This window comes from Novosphingobium mississippiense (assembly GCF_044029535.1).
Lineage (GTDB): Bacteria > Pseudomonadota > Alphaproteobacteria > Sphingomonadales > Sphingomonadaceae > Novosphingobium.
On sequence record NZ_CP147003.1, the window covers coordinates 185,028 to 201,273 of the forward strand.

The following is a 16,246-nucleotide window of genomic DNA, read 5'->3' on the forward strand; positions in this document are numbered from 1 at the left end:
GCTCACGGTCCGGGCGTCCTCTCTTTCGCGAGGGGATGATCATGCAGGAAAGGCCGCAGAAAATCTTGGAACAGGCTGCCGTGGAACAGGCTACACACAGGGCCGGGCGCTATCGCTGGACGATCTGCGCGCTGTTATTCGCAGCGACGGCGATCAACTACGTCGATCGCCAGATGATCGGTGTGCTGAAGCCGGTACTGCAAGCCGATCTGGGTTGGAGCGAGGGCGAATATGCCGACATCGTCTTCTGGTTCCAGTTTGCCTACGCGCTGGGCTTTCTGGCTATGGGCCGCTTCATCGACGCGGCGGGCGCACGCATCGGCTATGCGGTTGCCTTCACGTTCTGGACGCTGGCGCACGCGGCGCATGGGCTGGTCGGCAGCGTCATCCAGTTCATCGTGGTGCGGTTCGCGCTGGGCGTGGGCGAAGCGGGAAATTTTCCTGCGGGCCTGAAAGTCGTGGCAGACTGGTTCCCGCAGCGTGAGCGCGCCTTTGCGATCGGTCTGTTCAACGCCGGTGCCAATGTGGGCGCGATCGCGACCCCGCTGATAGTCCCCGCGATCACGCTTGCCTACGGCTGGCGGGCGGCCTTCATCGCCACGGGCTTGGCCAGCCTGGTCTGGGTGGCGGCGTGGTTGGCGATCTATCGCCGGCCGGATGAACACAGGCGCGTTTCGCCCGAGGAACTGGCCTATATCCGCAGCGATCCCGTCCAGCAGACCAAGCGGCTGCCCTGGCGGCGGCTCTTCACGGTTCGCCAGACCTGGGCCTATGCGGTGCCGAAGTTCTGCATCGATCCCATCTGGTGGATGTTCCTGTTCTGGCTGCCGGACTTTCTGGGCAAGCGGTACGGGCTGGACCTCAAGAGCTTCGGTCCGCCGCTGGTTATCATCTACCTGATGTCGGACGCGGGCAGCGTGGCGGGTGGCTGGATATCCTCGCGCCTGATCGCACGGGGTTGGAGCGTCAATGCCGCCCGCAAGCTGGCCCTGCTGGGCTGTGCATTGGCAGTCTTGCCGGTGATGACGGTCCAATCGGTGGACAATCTGTGGGTCGCGGTGTTGCTGATCGGCCTGGCCACCGCTGGACATCAGGCCTTTTCCGCCAATATCCTGACGCTGCCGTCCGACCTGTTCCCGCGCGCGGCGGTGGGTTCGGTCGTCGGCATCGGCGGAACGGCCGGCGCGATAGGCGGTATGCTGATCGCCAAGTTCGTCGGCACCGTTCTGCAGTTGACCGGAAGCTATGCGTTGATCTTCATGGTTGCCGGATGCGCCTACCTCGTTGCCCTGATGGCGCTTCACCTCATCAGCCCCCGCCTGACCCCGACAGGAGAGCTTGCCTCGTGAATATCCGAAACCTGATCTCCGCCGCCATCGTTTGTGCGGCCATGGCGACGCCTGCTTTTGCCGAGCCGGTCCCCAAATCGGCTGCGGCAAAGGCTGCCGTGGCCCAGCCTGCAAAGTCGCCTCTGGCCGCAGCGGTGAAGTTGGCCGACTGGCAGCTCGCCCATCTCGACGATCTCTCGCACATCCCCCGCGCCACGGATGAGACGCGCAAGACCCGTGGGTGGGAACAGGCGGTGTTCTGGGTCGGCATGACTGCGCTGGCCGATGCCGGCGCGCCGCCGCGCATTACCGAAGCGGTGCTGGCCATGGGCCGCCGCAACGCATGGCGCCCGGGCGACAACCTCTATTTCGCCGACGATCAGGCCATCGCGCAGGCCTATGTCTGGGCTGCCGGGCACGGCGGTGGAGAGGCCGCGCTGGCGCCGACCAGGGCCGCGTTCGACACAGTGGTGAACAAGCCTGCCATCACGACCCTGGCCTTCGCCATCCCGCCGGAGGGTTATGGCGCTACGGAGTGCCTGAAGCGCTGGTGCTGGTGCGATGCGCTGTTCATGGCGCCGCCCGCTTTCGTGGAATTGTCCCGCCAGACTGGCGACAACCGCTACCTGACGTTTGCGATGAAGGAGTTTTGGGCGACCACGGACTTCCTCTATGACCCGGCAGACCATCTCTACTACCGCGACAGCCGCTTCTTCGAGCGGCGCGACAATGGGCGCAAGGTATTCTGGGCGCGGGGCAACGGCTGGGTGTTCGGGGGCATGGCGCGGGTGATCCCGCAACTCGACGCCGGCAGCGCAGACCGTACGCGGATGGAGGCGCTGTTCAAGGACATGGCGGCCAAGATCAAGAACCTGCAGAAGCCGGACGGCTACTGGGCGCCGTCACTGCTCGCACCGGAAAACTCCCCGCCGGAAACCAGCGGCACGGCGTTCTACACCTATGGCATCGCCTGGGGCATCAATCAGGGACTGCTGCCGAGGGCCGAGTACGAACCGGTGGTACGCAAGGGCTGGGCGGCGCTGGAACGCGCGATTCAGCCGGACGGCCGCCTTGGCTGGGTGCAGCAAGTGGGCGATCGCCCCGATCAGGTTCTGCCCAGCGACACCCAGTACTTCGGCGTCGGCGCCTTCCTGCTGGCGGCGACGGCCGTGGCGGAACTCGACCGCAAGCCGCGCTGACGGAGACGATCCTTGTTCGAAAAGACCTATTACGGCGCCCATCCCGGCATGATGCAGGGCGCCAGCAATGCGGACCTGCGGGAGCGGCATCTCGTCTCCGGCCTGTTTCGGCCGGGTGAGATCGTGCTGACTTATTCGCACGGCGAACGCTTCATCATCGGCGGCGCCGTGCCGGGGCGTGAGCCGCTGGCGCTGCCCCGCCAGACCGAACCGGAAAGCGCGGCCGGACACTCGCTGCTGGAACGCCGCGAACTGGCGGTGATCAACATCGGCGCGGGCGAGGGGGCGGTCGCCGCCGATGGGCAGGCGTTTTCGCTGGCGAAGTATGAAGCGCTCTACGTGCCGATGGGCACCGAAACGGTCAGCTTCGCGGGTGAGGGCGCGCGCTTCTATCTGTTGAGCGTGCCCGCCCATGCCGCATTTCCCTTGCGCAAGGTGGGCACGGCGGACGCCAATGTCATGCAGCGCGGCAGTCTGGAGAATTCCAATGCGCGCACGATCTATCAACTGATCCTGCCGCACACCTGCCAAAGCGCCTCGATCTGCCTGGGGCTGACCCGGCTGGAGCCGGGAAGCGTTTGGAACACGATGCCGCCGCACGTTCATGAGCGGCGCTCCGAAATCTACCTCTACTTCGATCTGGAGCGGGATGATCGGGTGTTCCACTACATGGGCCAGCCGGACGACTTGCGCCACATCGTCATGGAGAACGAGGATGTGGTGATCTCTCCCCCATGGTCGGTGCACATGGGTGCGGGGACACGGAACTACAGCTTCATCTGGGCCATGGCGGGCGAAAACCTGGATTATGAGGACATGGACGTCCTCGACATCTGCCAGCTGCGATAACGGGGGAGAATGGGGTGTCTCGCATGGGGAAATGGTACGCGGCGGCAGCCGGGATCGCATCGGCGGCTGCAACCATGGCGCAAGCACAGGCGCCGCAAGTGCAGCCGGTACAGGTCGATCCGTCCCGTCCGGACTGGGAGAATCCCGCCGTCAACGCCATCGGCAAGCTGCCGCCCCGCGCGACCGGGTTTCCGTTCGAAAGCCGCGAACGTGCCATTGCCGGGCATCGCACGCACTCGTCCCGGTTCCTGCTGTTGAACGGGGACTGGAAGTTCGCGCTCTCCCCCAGTGCCGATGCGCTGCCGGCCGGCTTCGAAAAGCCCGAATATGATGTGTCGGGCTGGAAATCGATCAAGGTTCCCGCCGACTGGCAGGCCGAAGGGTTCGACCAGCCGCGCTACAACAACATCACTTATCCCTTTCCCGCCAACCGTCCGCTGATCCCGCATGCGACCAATCCGGTCGGTTCCTACCGCCGCGACGTCGACGTGCCGGCGGGATGGAGCGGGCAGGACGTGATCCTGCACATCGGCGCGGCGGGATCGGCCTACTATGTCTGGGTGAACGGGCAGAAGGTCGGCTATTCGGAAGACAGCAAGCTGCCGTCCGAATTCGATGTGACGCGCTTCGTCCATCCTGGCCGCAACACGGTGGCCATCCAGGTGTTCCGCTGGTCGGACGGGTCCTACCTCGAAGATCAGGACTTCTGGCGCGTGTCGGGCATCGAGCGCGAGGTCTTCCTGATGGCGGCGCCAAAGACGCGCATTCGAGACTTCTTCGTCCACGCGGGGCTCGGCGAGGGCTTTACCACCGGCACTCTGGCGATCGACATGGCGGTCACGCCCGGGGGCGCGACGAGTGCGCGCTATGTGCTGATGGACGGCGACCGCACGGTTCTGGAAGGGAGGCAACCGGTGTCGGCCGGGAATGCCGAACGTACCGTCACGCTCACCGGCCGCCTGCCGGGGGTGAAGCCGTGGACGGCGGAAACGCCCAATCTCTATTTCCTGCTGGTCGAACTCTACGATGCCAAGGGCGGCATCATCCAATCGACGTATGCGCGCGTTGGTTTCCGCAACGTCGCGATCCGGAACGGTCTTGTCACCGTGAACGGCAAGCCGATCACCATTCGCGGCGTCAATCGGCACGAGCATGATCCGGAAACCTTCCACGTCGTTTCGCTGGAGACGATGGAGCGCGACATCCAGTTGATGAAGCGCAACAATATCAATGCGATCCGTACATCGCACTATCCCAACGATCCGCGTCTCTATGAGCTTGCCGACCGCTATGGCCTTTACGTCATGGACGAAGCGAACCTGGAGAGCCATGCTTACATGGACTACGCCAACAAGCATCCGGAAAGGCGTGCCGAATTCCAGCTGGGGTTCGACCCCGCGTGGAAGGACGCGCATGTCAGCCGCGCGGTGAACATGGTGGAGCGGGACAAGAACCACCCCTCGGTGATCTTCTGGTCGCTGGGGAATGAGGCGGGCATCGGGCCGAACTTCGCCGCTGCGGCAGCGGCGGTAAAGGCGCGCGATCCGGACCGGCTGGTCAGCTATCTGGGCTGGGGCACGTGGGACGGGATCAGCGACCATCGCCCCAACTGGTACGCGGATATCTATGCGCCGATGTACGATCCGGTGGAGAAGATGGTCGACTATGCGACGAACTGGAACTTCAAGCAACCGATGATCCAGTGCGAATATGCCCATATGATGGGAAATTCAGGCGGTAACCTGAAGGAATACTGGGACACGATCTACGCCTATCCGGACAAGCTGCAAGGCGGCTTCGTCTGGGACTGGGTGGATCAGTCGATGTACCGATACACCAAGGACGGGCGCCGATATTGGGGCGATGGCGGCGAATACGGCCCCAATCCGGGCGGCGATATCGAATTCGGCGACGGGCTGTTGCAGTCGGACCGTACGCCGAACCCGGCGCTGTTCGAAGTGCGCAAGGTCTATGCGCCGATCCAGTTCGATGGGTTCGATCCGGCGACTGGCCGCGTCACCGTGCGCAACAGGCACGATTTCCTGGATCTTTCCGGCTTCACGTTCGATTGGGAACTGCTGGAGAACGGGATTGCCGTGGCGCAAGGCGTGCTGCCGGCTCCCAGCGTAGCCGCGCATCAGGCGGGCACGCTGGCGCTGCCGGTCGGGACGTTCCCGCGTCGCGCCGGGGCGGAGTATTTCGTGACGGTTCGCGCCCAGGCCAAGGCGGGGACGGTGCCGGCGGTAGAAGATGGGCAAGTGATCGGCTGGGAGCAGTTCGCGCTCGATCCGGCAAAGCGCGCCGTGGCGCCAGCCGTCGCGGGGCCGGTATCGAGTTCGGAAAAGGGCGGCGCAGTCGAACTTTCGGCAAGCGGCGTCAGTCTGACGGTGGATCGCAAGACCGGGCTGCTAAAATCCTATGCGCGGAACGGCCAGACGCTGGCTTCGGGAGGCACGCCGAACTTCTGGCGCGCGGTGACGGACAACGACATCGGCATCGGAACCGAGCGCCAGTTGGCCGTGTGGAAGGCCATGAGCCACGAACGCAAGGTGACGGCCGTCACGACGCACGCGCTCGACGGCGGCGCGCGTGAGATCGCCATCGCTTACGATCTCGGCAAGGGCGATGCGCGCTTCGCACTAAGCTACCGCATGGAGGGTGACGGTTCCGTCGCGGTTTCGGGCGAACTCACACCGCTCAATTCCCAACTGCCGCAGCCGTTTCGCGTGGGGCTGGAATTCAGTTTGCCGACCGATCTGGACACGGTCGAATGGTACGGACGCGGGCCACACGAAAGCTATGTCGACCGCAAGACATCGGCGCCGATCGGCCTCTGGCGTGGGCCCTTGGCGGGGCAGAACCACGACTACATCCGGCCGCAGGAGACGGGCAACAAGGTGGACGTGCGCTGGATCGAGGTGTCGGGCGCGGGCAGGGGCTTGCGCGTCGAGGGGGGCGAGCCGTTGATGGCGAATGCGCTGGCCTTCCCTTACGAGGATCTGGACAGGCACGCGCCCGGCACGTGGAAGTCCACCGACATCCAGCCGCACGACCATGGCACTCTGCTGATCGACGGTGCGCAATGGGGCGTTGGCGGCGACACGCAGTGGAGCGAATTCGGCAAGCCCATGCGCCCATATCGCACCCGCCTGGAGCCCACACGCTTCACGTTCCGCATCAATGCTTTCGACGGCCCGGGAACCGTGCCGGACAAGGCCAAGCTGGCGAACGATACGGAGGAATGAGCCGGGGGATTGGTGGAGTTTGGTTTGCCGCGTTTTCCGCGTCATCAGGTTTCTACCTGATTGGAAAGCGCTCCAGCGAACCTCCGGCTGCGTTCTTGCAAGCCAGGGGTTCGCTGTTTCCTCGGTTCAGAACCGGAAACCAAGCGTTCCCATGACGTTGCGCGGTGCGCCTATGAAGCAGTCTCTACGTGCCAAGCAGGAAGCGAAGTAGCGCTTGTTCAGGAGGTTGGTCGGGTTGATTGAAAAGCGCCACTTGTCCCAGGTTACCTCGGCCAGCGAGTTGACCGTGGTGTAGTCCGGCGTCCTGATCGTCCAGGCGCTGCCCACCAACCGCCGCTTGCCGGTATAGACCACGCCGGTACCAAGGCGCAGCCTGGCGTCCTCGGAAACACCAAATGTCTTGCTCGTCCAGAACGATGCCGTCTGCGGACTGGGTGACCGAGTTGTTGGCACCTTAGAGGACGTTGTTACGCACTAGCGCAAGTGGGGTACCCACTTCTCTTCTTCGCAAGGTGTTTTCCGTGTTTTCGGCACCAGCGTTCCGGCAATCCCTACTTGCGCATCGGACTGCCGAAGATCTCGGGAAGCGCAGCCAGCGGAAGGATGCAAAAAAGCCATAGCATGCCGCCGATAAGAACGGTCTCGGCTCCGGCGACCATCGCCACCCCGGCAAGTATGAGCAGAATGGCTCCACCTGTTCGCCAGACAGGTGAGACTGTCCCGGTTCCCTTTTCAGTGCCACGCCGGATGGCGTGGAAACCCGCCGCTGCGAGGACAAGCGAGAGGATCGCGAAAGGGATCATGATGGCTCCCGCGTTCGGGAGGACACTTTGCGCGCGGCAATCCATAGGCAGATGCCGATTGCGATGGCGGTAAGGTCCGCGCCGGCCCTGATCCAGTCGCCTTGCGCTATCTTGTGCCAGAGGGGCAGGCCAGCGACCGCGCTCGCAACCGGAAGCAGGAGGCAAAGAAGCGCGGCAGCGTGCAATTGTTCACGCCAGGCTTGCGCCCATCGCCGTATGCCGGCGTGGATCAGGCACGCGAGCCACGCCGTAAAGAAGATGCAGGCTGCCACTCCACGTCTGTCTTCCATGCCGGCGGGAAGCAATTGCTCGCCAAGGAGATAGGCGGCGCTGGCAACCATGTTTCCGGCGACTGCGGCAACGGTAATCCGGCTTGCAAACCCATGGAACGACGATGAACCCCGCCGGGCACGTTTCTCGGTAAACAGCACCAGCCCCGCCGCGACCATCGCGGCGCTGGCAAGGCCGGTCAGGAAATAGAGCCAGCGCGCGGTGGTGCCGCCCCACTCGATGAAGTGCAGTCCGGTCAGGAACGATTGCGTCTGCCGCGCGGGTGAGCGCTTGACCAGCACACGCAGCAGTGTCCCGTCGCTGCCGGCGAAGTCCACGCGATCCGGAAAGTTGCCGATGCGATCGTCGCGTTGACGCCAGACTTCGACCGCGGCGTTGGCCCGGTCGGGATTGCTGACGTAGACATTCACGGCGGGCCCGCCACCCCAGGCTTGTTCGGCGCGTGTCACCAAGGGCATCAAGTCCACGGTAGGCTGCGGCTGTCCTGGCGGAGTATCCAGGTCGACGTAAAGCGATTGCGCCGCCGCGCTCTGGTAGGCCTTGACGTCACCGCCGTTCAGCATGGCGATGCCGGCAGGGATATAGGCGTAATAGATCAGGACGAGGCCGGTGTAGGCCATCATCACGTGAAACGGCAGTGGCAGCACTGAGAGTACGTTGTGCGCATCCATCCATGCCCGCTGTCGCGAAGCTCTTGGCCGGAAGGTGAAGAAATCCCGAAAGATGCGCTTGTGGATGATGACGCCGCTTATCGACGCGACCAGCATCGCCAGTCCTGCGGCGCCGACGATCAGGAAGCCAAGCTGGCTCGACTTGCGATCGATCCCCAGCGTGTAGTGATAGCGCATGAAGAAGAAGCCCGCGTCCATATCGCGCGGGATGCGCGCGCCGGTCTGCGGGTTTAGCCTGTGCGTGGTGGCCTTGCCGGCGCGGTCGGTCCAGACGAGCCGCAGCACCGGCTCGCGCGGGGTGGGGATCACGATCCGCCATTGCCGGGCATCGGGCGCGACGCGGGTGAGATAATCGCGCCCCATACGCACCGCGATATCGCGATCGATCGCGACGGGAGAACCTAGCTCGGGCGTCGTCCAGAGGTTGATCTCGGTATAGAACACCGCCAGCGAACCGGTCAGCAGTACCCCGAACAGCACCCACCCGAACAGCAGCCCGCACCAGGTATGAAGCCAGCCCATCGACTGGCGCAGGGTATCCTTCACCGAACGCCTCCCAGCATCAGGCAGAGTGGCAGCGCCGTTCCGGCCAGAAGTTCCAGCCACACGCGCAGGGCGCTGCGGAGAGCAAACGCCCGCAAGATCACCACCACGAACAATACGAAAGCGAAGCAGGTGGCGAGAATGTTGGCGTCCACCGCATCCATTGGCAGGAGCCTCACCGCTGCTGCGATCCAGACGTAACACAGGGCATAAGCCCCGACGGTTGCCGCCAATATGCGCGCTGCAATGCTGCGCCGATCAGCGTCCTGCCTTGCCGCCACGGTCAGAACCGCTGCTCGAACGTCGCGGCGACGCTGCGAGGCTCACCCAGAATCCACTGCGAGGTGGAGTAGCTGTTCTGGACGTAGATCTTGTCGAAGACATTGCGCAGATTGAGCGTCACGCTCGTTTTCTCGCCTAGATCGTAACGGGCCGAGGCATCGACGAGTGCATAGGCGGGGATGCGCCGGGTATTGGCAGCGTCGGAGTACCGCTTGCCGACGTAACGCAGGCCCGCGTCCAGGTGCAGCGGCTGGAGTGGCCGCCACGAGAGCCACAAGTTGGCCGCCCGGTCCGCCACACCGATCGGCATGTTGCCGTTTCGGCTGACCAGGGCGGTGCCGACCAATTCGTCGAAATCGTCGTACTGCGCAGACAGGATCGTGCCGTTGGCAAGGATGCTGAAATCCTTCGTCACGGCCAGTCCGAACGAGGCTTCGAGGCCATAGGACGACTGCTGGCCAACCTGCACCGATATCGTAGGATCGGTGGCCGATCGGGTCAGAATCTTCTTTTTGACGATGCGGTAGGCGGAGAGCGTGAACTCGCCCCTGCCGCCCAGGAAAGTGGCCTTGGCGCCGGCCTCCCATTGTTCGCCGGTGGAGACGTCGAAGTTCGTCTGTGCCAGCGTGGCGGTGAGGAATGCCGTTACCGGATCGGCGGCAGTCGAATATTGCGCGTAGAGCGAAATCGTATCGATCGGGTTGTAGACCAGCCCGATACGCCAGCTGGTGCTGGGATAATGCGCGGTATAATCGGCCGTCGGATCGAGCGCGTCATGGCGCTGGGTCGTCGGACGATCGTAGCGAAGACCCGATACCAGCGAGAGCCTGCTGGAGAACGACAGGCGACTTTCGCCGAAGAGCGCCCATTGCTCTACATCGGTCTTGTACTTGTACCGGGTGCCGAAGGCGCCATCGAGGAAGGTGCCGGGCGTGAAGTCATAGGGATCGATCAGATCGGAGCGGGTGTTCGGCGAACTGTCGGTGCGCAGCAAGTCGCCGGTGTTGTATTCGCCGCCCAGGCTGAGGCGATGATCCAGCCCGAACAGCGTGTGGTCGAAAACGGCGTTGAAGCGATCGCCCCATTGCTTGGTCTTGTAGAAGATTTCCAGATAGCTGGATCGGCGGATCTGGTCACCGGACCAGGCGTACCCTTCCGCATTGCGCCAATGCTTGTAGCCTGTGAGGTAGTAGGCGACATTGGTGATCGTCACGCCATCCGCGGGCGTCCATTCGGCCTTGGCCTGGGTCCAGGCATCGTCGAAGCGCAGCGAACGGTCGGCGATGTTGTAATTCTTCTTGCGGATATCGCGCACCAGCTTGCCGTCACGGAGCGGAGTTCCGTACCAGATCGTCGGGTCGAGATCGGCACGATCGTGGGTCAGCGTCAGCACGAGGTCATCGCTCGCTTGCCAGCGCAAGGCGGCCGAAAGCGCTAGGCTGCGCGACTGGCCGCGCTCCATCCACCCGTCAGAGCGATTGTAGCTGAGGTCGACCCGGTAGGAGAGCTTGTCGCCGATCGGTCCACCGATGCCGCCCGCCGCCGCATAGGTATCGAAGGAACCGCCGCTGAGGCGCACTTCGCCTTCGAAGTGATCGGTGTTGGGTTTCTTGCGCACGACGTTGATGGCGCCGCCGATGCCGCCCTCGCCATAAAGCACCGAGGCTGCACCGCGCAGCACTTCGATACGTTCGGCCATCCATGGGTCGGCAGGGAAGGTCTGCGTGGTCGTCGTGTAGACGCGCATCCCGTCGTAGAGTTGCATCACCGACGTGTACCCGGTGAAGCCGCGCGAACTGAGCGAATAGCCGAAGGCCGAACTGTTGTTGATGAGGCCCGGTGCGCGTGCTGCGGCGGCCACGACGGTTCGATCTCCCAGGCTGCGTATCATCTCCTTGGTGATGACGTCGACGCTGGCGGGCGTCTGCATGGGCGTCAGCCCCAGACGGCTGGAGGCGTCGGCGGTCTGGCCGAGTTGCAGGACACCGGCCTTGCGCGCGGTGACGACGATGCTTTCGGCGCGGCTCTCGGTGGCATCCGTTTCGGCGTCCTGCGCCTGCGCCGACGTGGCGGCGGCCACCAGTGCGCCGAACGATGCGCCGGCACGCAGCAGCCCGGAAAGAAGTGTGATGGTATTCATAATGTAACCCCCGTTGCGTTGCTCAGTCGAACGGACAGGTCCCGCGAGAGGGGCGTCCCCCGCACGGGTGCAGCGGCGGAATCCGGGCGCGAACGAGCGGCCGGCGAAACCCGCCGTTGCGGCCTGGCCGCAAGTTCGTCGCTCAGACGGAGTACACCGTGCCGCGGCCATCCCCTGGACCAAGGCAAGAGCGACCGGACGCTGGCAGGTCTCCTGGCTCGCGGGTCATCGCTCGATGCACGGCCTTCCCAGGCCTCGCAGGAGTTAGCGTCCGGCCCAGTGGCTGCGTGCGGGGGCCTTGCCCCGCCGCGTGATGTGCATCGCGCTCACCGCTTACAGTTGCAGGGACAGCCTCGGCTTCAAGGGACCAGCCCTCTCACCGCGTTCCCTTTTAAGCTTCTTTCGAAGCACCAACGCGATCTTGTCTCTTTTCAGAGACGAGGCGTCATTATGGCCTGTAAAAGGAGAATTCAAGTCGCTCGTCGAACGAGGAAGATTCCCGATTTTCCTTCCCCGGCGTTTCATCGGTTCGCCGCCGAGCGGAACGGTGAGTTTACGCAGTGGCCCATCGGCGCCGCGTGCTTCCTGAAGGCGCAGCCAGATTCTCAATCATGTTTGAAGCGGGAAGGGCATCATAGGTTTCCGTCATGTTGCTGGAAAACGAAGGAATTTTGCTATTCCGCGCAAAGCGGTGCTTAACAATGATATGATGCAACATATCATTGACGCATCATCACCACCCTGACAGAAGCCCCCGCGACCAAGGGTGATGCGCGCTCTTTGGCACATATCTTCGTGGGGATTTCATGCTTCGTTTCACGCAGGACCGCAGGCTTTTGGCCAGCGCCATGCCGTTCGCCCTGGCCCTGGCGCCCTACCCGCTGACGGGCGAGGCGCTGGCCGAAGAAGCGCTGCTCGATGAGGAGGGATACGCCGAGGAGCGCAGCGAGGCCATTACCGTCACCGGCGTGCGTCAGGCCTATCGCGGGAACTTCGCGGTTTCTGAAATCCCGCAGTCGATCGCGGAAATCTCGGCGGAGACGCTGCAGCAGAACGGCATCCAGCGTCTGACCGATGCGCTCGATCTCAACGCCTCGGTGGTGCGACAGAACACGCTGGGCGGCTTGTGGGATTCCTTCGCGATCCGTGGTTTCGCCGGCGATGAGAACATGCCGAGCGGGTACCTCGTCAACGGCTTCAACGGGGGGCGCGGTTTCGGAGGGCAGCGCGACGCCGCCGGAATCGATCGGGTCGAAGTCCTGAAAGGCCCGGCTGCGGCGCTGATCGGGCGCGGGGAGCCGGGCGGCTCGATCAATCTCGTGACCAAACAGGCGGAGCTGGGCCGCTCGTTCGGCACCGCATCGATCCAGTATGGCAGCTGGGATCGGGTTCGCGGCGAGGCGGACATCAATCTTGCGCTCACGGAAGGGCTCACCGTGCGGCTGATCGGCTATGCCGAGGATGGCGATACCTTTCGCGATCACGTCCACCAGTCGCGTTGGGGCTTCCTGCCTTCGGTCGGGCTGACACTCGGCCCCGATATCCGCCTTACCTACGACTTCGAGAAGACGCGCGTGGCGGTGCCGTTCGATCGCGGCATCGTCGTGTTGAACGACAACTTCGATACGGTGCCGCGTTCGCGGTTCCTTGGCGAGCCGGGAGACGGTGACACCGTGGCCCGCGCCACCGGCCACCAGCTACGCCTGCAGCACGAGTTCAGCGATCGCTTGAGCCTGCTGATTGGTGGTAGCCTGCGTGATACGCTGCTCACCGGCTTTTCCTCGGACGCGGAGACGGTCGCCTCGCGGCAGGCGCTCTATTCCGACGGCCGATCGCTTTCGCGCCAGCGCCGATCGCGACGCTACGATGCCCGGCACTACGTGGTCCGCGCGGAGCTTGCCGGCGAATTCGAAACCGCCTCGCTCCACCACCGGGTGTTGATCGGCGCGGATTACGACAGCTTCGATTATGATCAGGTCTTCCTGCGCTTTCGCCCGCCCTTGCTGAGCACCAATCCGACCGAACAGCAGGGCAACGTGATCGACATTCTCGATCCGGTCTATGGACGCTTCCCCTTGCCAGTGGGCTCGACGATGATGGACCGCGTCGATCGCCAGCGTTCCATCGGGGCCTATGTGCAGGATCAGATCGAGATCGGCGAGCGCCTGCAAGTGCGCATCGGTGGCCGCTACGATCATCTGACGCTGGAGACCGACAACCGCTTGAGCCATGTCTACAGTGACCGGCAGCACCGCCGTTTCAGCCCTCAGGTGGGTGCGGTCTACAAGCTGAGCAAACCGCTGACGGCCTACGCCGCTTATGCGCAGGGCTTCCGCGCCAACGTGGGCACGGACGTGAGTGGCACGATATTCGACCCGGAGACCAGCGAGTCGGTCGAGGCCGGCATGAAGATCACCCTGTTGGGAGGCGTGCTGAACGGGACATTGGCGGCGTTCCAACTGACCAAGTCGAACGTGCTGGCCACCGATCCCAATGCGCCGGGCTATTCGCTCGCCATCGGGAAGGCGCGCAGCCGCGGGGTGGAGTTCGATCTGGGCGGCCGCCTGCCGGGCGGCTGGGACGTGTTGGTGAGCTATGCTTTCGTCGATGCCGAAGCGCGTTCGACCATGGTGGATCCCAACACCGCATTCCAGGTATTGCCGGGCGATCCGCTGGTGAACATTCCCAGGCACAACCTGAACCTGCAGGTCGCGCGATCGTTCGCCATCGGCGAGCGCGAGGCGCAGGTGGGTGCGGGCATGCAATATGTCGGCCAGCGTTCGGGGGAGACGGGCACCGATTTCACATTGCCCACGCACACGCTGTTCCGTCTGTTCGGCAAGGTGGACCTGATGGACCACCTCGAACTGTTCGGATCGGTCACCAACCTGTTCGACGCGCATTGGTACGCCAACAGCTATTCGCCGCTCTGGGTGCAGCCCGGCGCGCCGCGCACCGCCACCGTTGGTTTGCGCGCCAAGTTCTGATTTCCCTTTCAAGGACAATTCGATGCTGAAGTTCGGCACTCTCGCCGTCGCTCTTGCCGCTGCCTTGTACGCTGCCGCTGCTGGCGCATCGGAGGAGTTTTCCCCTGCCACGGTCTTGCCGCCCGCGCTGGCGTGGTCAGGCGCAAGCGAAAAGCGCATTGTTCCGGCCGGCGATCCCTGGATTACCCCGGCGGAAGCGGCGGGGTTCCGAACGACGCCGGGCTATGACGAAGTGCGCCGCTGGCTGGAGAAGCTGGAAAAGGCCTCACCGCTTATCAGCGTGGAGAGCTTCGGCAAGACCGGGGAAGGGCGCGATCTCCTAATGGTACGCGCGAGCAACTCGGCGATCGGCAAGGGCGGCATCGGCAAACCCGTCGTGCTGGTGCAGGCGGGCATCCATTCGGGCGAGATCGACGGGAAGGACGCCGGGCTGATGCTGCTGCGCGACATCGCGATGCGTGGCAAGGCGCACTTGCTCCACAAGGTCGATCTTGTCTTCGTGCCGATCCTCAACATCGACGGGCACGAGCGGGCAAGCCCATGGAACTTCCTTCACGTGCGCGGTCCAGAGGCCAAGGGCACCGAGGGCAATGCCCGCAACATCAACCTCAACCGCGATTACGCGAAACTCGATACGCCCGAAGTGCGGGCCATGGTCGCGCTGCTGCGACAGCTGGACCCGGCGCTCTACATCGATTGCCACGTCAGCGGCGGCTTCGACATGCAGTACGATGTGACCTACACTTACGCCGGTTGGGGCAAATATGCGCGCCACCGGGCGACGGCGCTCTGGCTGGAGCAGCGCTTCGGCCCGGCCGTGCACGACGCGCTGACCAGGGCCGGGCACGAGCCGATCATCTATCCCAGCCCGATCGACACGCGCAATCCGCAAGCAGGAATCCGCTATAGCCCGGAAGGTCCGCGCTATTCGACCGGTTATGGCGATTTCATCGGGGTTCCGACCGTTCTGGTCGAAAACCATATGCTCAAGCCCTATCGCCAGCGCGTGCTCGGCACTTATGTCCTGCTGGAAGCCGCGCTCAAGCTCGCCGCGCGGGATGCCGGGCGGCTTGCCGAGGCCAAGGCTTTGGACCGCGCGGAAAGACCCGCGCAGTTGCTGACCCGCTGGACGCCTGCGAAGAAGCCGATCGGCTGGGTGGACCAGTTCAAGGGGATCGCTTTCGAAACCTATCCGTCTGCGGCGACCGGCCGGATGGAGCAGCGCTGGACCGGGCAACGGATCACGTTTCCCATGCCTGTCATTGGCCAGGATGCGACCGAATTCGTGCAACTGCCGCGCGCCTGGTTGATCCCGGCGGCCCAGACCGAGGTGATCGCGAAGCTGCGCCTCCATGGGATCCGCTTGGAGACGATCGAGGCCGAACGGCCCCTCTCGGTCGACACGGTGCGTCTCCATGATGCGAAGCTGGCCAAAGCGCACGACGGCCGCATTCCGCTGGAAGCGCGTTTCACCCATGAGCAGGGAGTGGTGACAATTCCGGCCGGGACCGTGCGGGTGCCGTCCGACCAGCCGCTGGGTTTGTTGGCGGCAGCGCTGCTGGAACCGGAGAGCCAGGACAGCTTCCTGGCTTGGGGCCTGTTTCCCGAAGTCCTGTCGAAACCGGCCGGAACGGAAGACTTCGTAATGGCGCCGATATTGGACGCCCTGCTGGCATCCGATGCGAACGTCCAAGCCGCTTTCGAGCGCAGGCTCGCCAGTGACCCGGTATTCGCCGCAAGCCCCGATTCGCGGCTGGCGTGGCTGAAGGAACGACTGCCGTATCGCGGTGTCTCCAGCGCTGCCTATCCTGTGTGGAGGGAGGTAGCGGAAGCGGGGGTCGCTACGCCCAAGGCCGATTGATCGGCGGTCTGTGATAGCACGACAGGTACCGAAACCGCATTGAGTGT

General features: G+C 63.9%; 11 protein-coding genes and 1 riboswitch. Of the genes, 6 read left to right on the top strand and 5 right to left on the bottom strand.

From position 1 onward, the window contains the following. The first annotated feature begins 41 nt into the window (after positions 1–41). Genes WBP06_RS19400 through WBP06_RS19415 form a run of 4 tightly spaced genes read left to right on the top strand, consistent with a single transcriptional unit; the run spans position 42 to position 6,621 of the window. Positions 42–1,349 (top strand): MFS transporter, encoded by a 1,308-nt coding sequence (locus WBP06_RS19400; protein WP_395336302.1) that lies wholly within the window; start codon positions 42–44, stop codon positions 1,347–1,349. A 41-nt stretch (positions 1,350–1,390) separates the two neighbouring features. Then, the gene (locus WBP06_RS19405; protein ID WP_395337521.1) at positions 1,391–2,527 is read left to right on the top strand and encodes a glycoside hydrolase family 105 protein; all 1,137 of its coding nucleotides are present in this window, start codon (positions 1,391–1,393) and stop codon (positions 2,525–2,527) included. Positions 2,528–2,539: 12 nt separating this feature from the next. Beyond that, positions 2,540–3,376: a 5-dehydro-4-deoxy-D-glucuronate isomerase gene (kduI, locus tag WBP06_RS19410; protein ID WP_395336304.1), complete on the top strand. Its 837-nt coding sequence runs from the start codon at positions 2,540–2,542 to the stop codon at positions 3,374–3,376. A 23-nt stretch (positions 3,377–3,399) separates the two neighbouring features. After that, the gene (locus WBP06_RS19415) at positions 3,400–6,621 is read left to right on the top strand and encodes a glycoside hydrolase family 2 TIM barrel-domain containing protein (RefSeq protein WP_395337523.1); all 3,222 of its coding nucleotides are present in this window, start codon (positions 3,400–3,402) and stop codon (positions 6,619–6,621) included. A gap of 126 nt (positions 6,622–6,747) precedes the next feature. Here WBP06_RS19415 and WBP06_RS19420 read toward each other — a convergent pair whose 3' ends face one another. The 5 genes from WBP06_RS19420 to WBP06_RS19440 form a co-directional block, all read right to left on the bottom strand. Then, positions 6,748–7,074 (bottom strand): hypothetical protein, encoded by a 327-nt coding sequence (locus WBP06_RS19420; RefSeq protein ID WP_395336306.1) that lies wholly within the window; start codon positions 7,072–7,074, stop codon positions 6,748–6,750. 98 nt (positions 7,075–7,172) lie between these two features. Beyond that, on the bottom strand, positions 7,173–7,424 hold the full coding sequence (locus tag WBP06_RS19425) for a hypothetical protein (protein ID WP_395336308.1): 252 nt from the start codon (positions 7,422–7,424) through the stop codon (positions 7,173–7,175). Next, on the bottom strand, positions 7,421–8,932 hold the full coding sequence (locus WBP06_RS19430) for a PepSY-associated TM helix domain-containing protein (protein WP_395336310.1): 1,512 nt from the start codon (positions 8,930–8,932) through the stop codon (positions 7,421–7,423). Before WBP06_RS19430 ends, WBP06_RS19425 begins: the two co-directional genes overlap by 4 nt. Continuing rightward, positions 8,929–9,108 (bottom strand): hypothetical protein, encoded by a 180-nt coding sequence (locus tag WBP06_RS19435; RefSeq protein WP_395336312.1) that lies wholly within the window; start codon positions 9,106–9,108, stop codon positions 8,929–8,931. Before WBP06_RS19435 ends, WBP06_RS19430 begins: the two co-directional genes overlap by 4 nt. Positions 9,109–9,212: 104 nt before the next feature. After that, complete coding sequence (locus tag WBP06_RS19440) at positions 9,213–11,351, bottom strand: TonB-dependent receptor (RefSeq protein WP_395336314.1); 2,139 nt, start codon at positions 11,349–11,351, stop codon at positions 9,213–9,215. A gap of 185 nt (positions 11,352–11,536) precedes the next feature. Continuing rightward, positions 11,537–11,781: riboswitch (cobalamin riboswitch) on the bottom strand. A 376-nt stretch (positions 11,782–12,157) separates the two neighbouring features. Between WBP06_RS19440 and WBP06_RS19445 the strand changes: the two genes are divergently transcribed. Further along, the gene (locus WBP06_RS19445) at positions 12,158–14,338 is read left to right on the top strand and encodes a TonB-dependent siderophore receptor (RefSeq protein WP_395336317.1); all 2,181 of its coding nucleotides are present in this window, start codon (positions 12,158–12,160) and stop codon (positions 14,336–14,338) included. 22 nt (positions 14,339–14,360) lie between these two features. Then, the gene (locus WBP06_RS19450; protein WP_395336319.1) at positions 14,361–16,199 is read left to right on the top strand and encodes a M14 family metallopeptidase; all 1,839 of its coding nucleotides are present in this window, start codon (positions 14,361–14,363) and stop codon (positions 16,197–16,199) included. Positions 16,200–16,246: the final 47 nt, after the last annotated feature.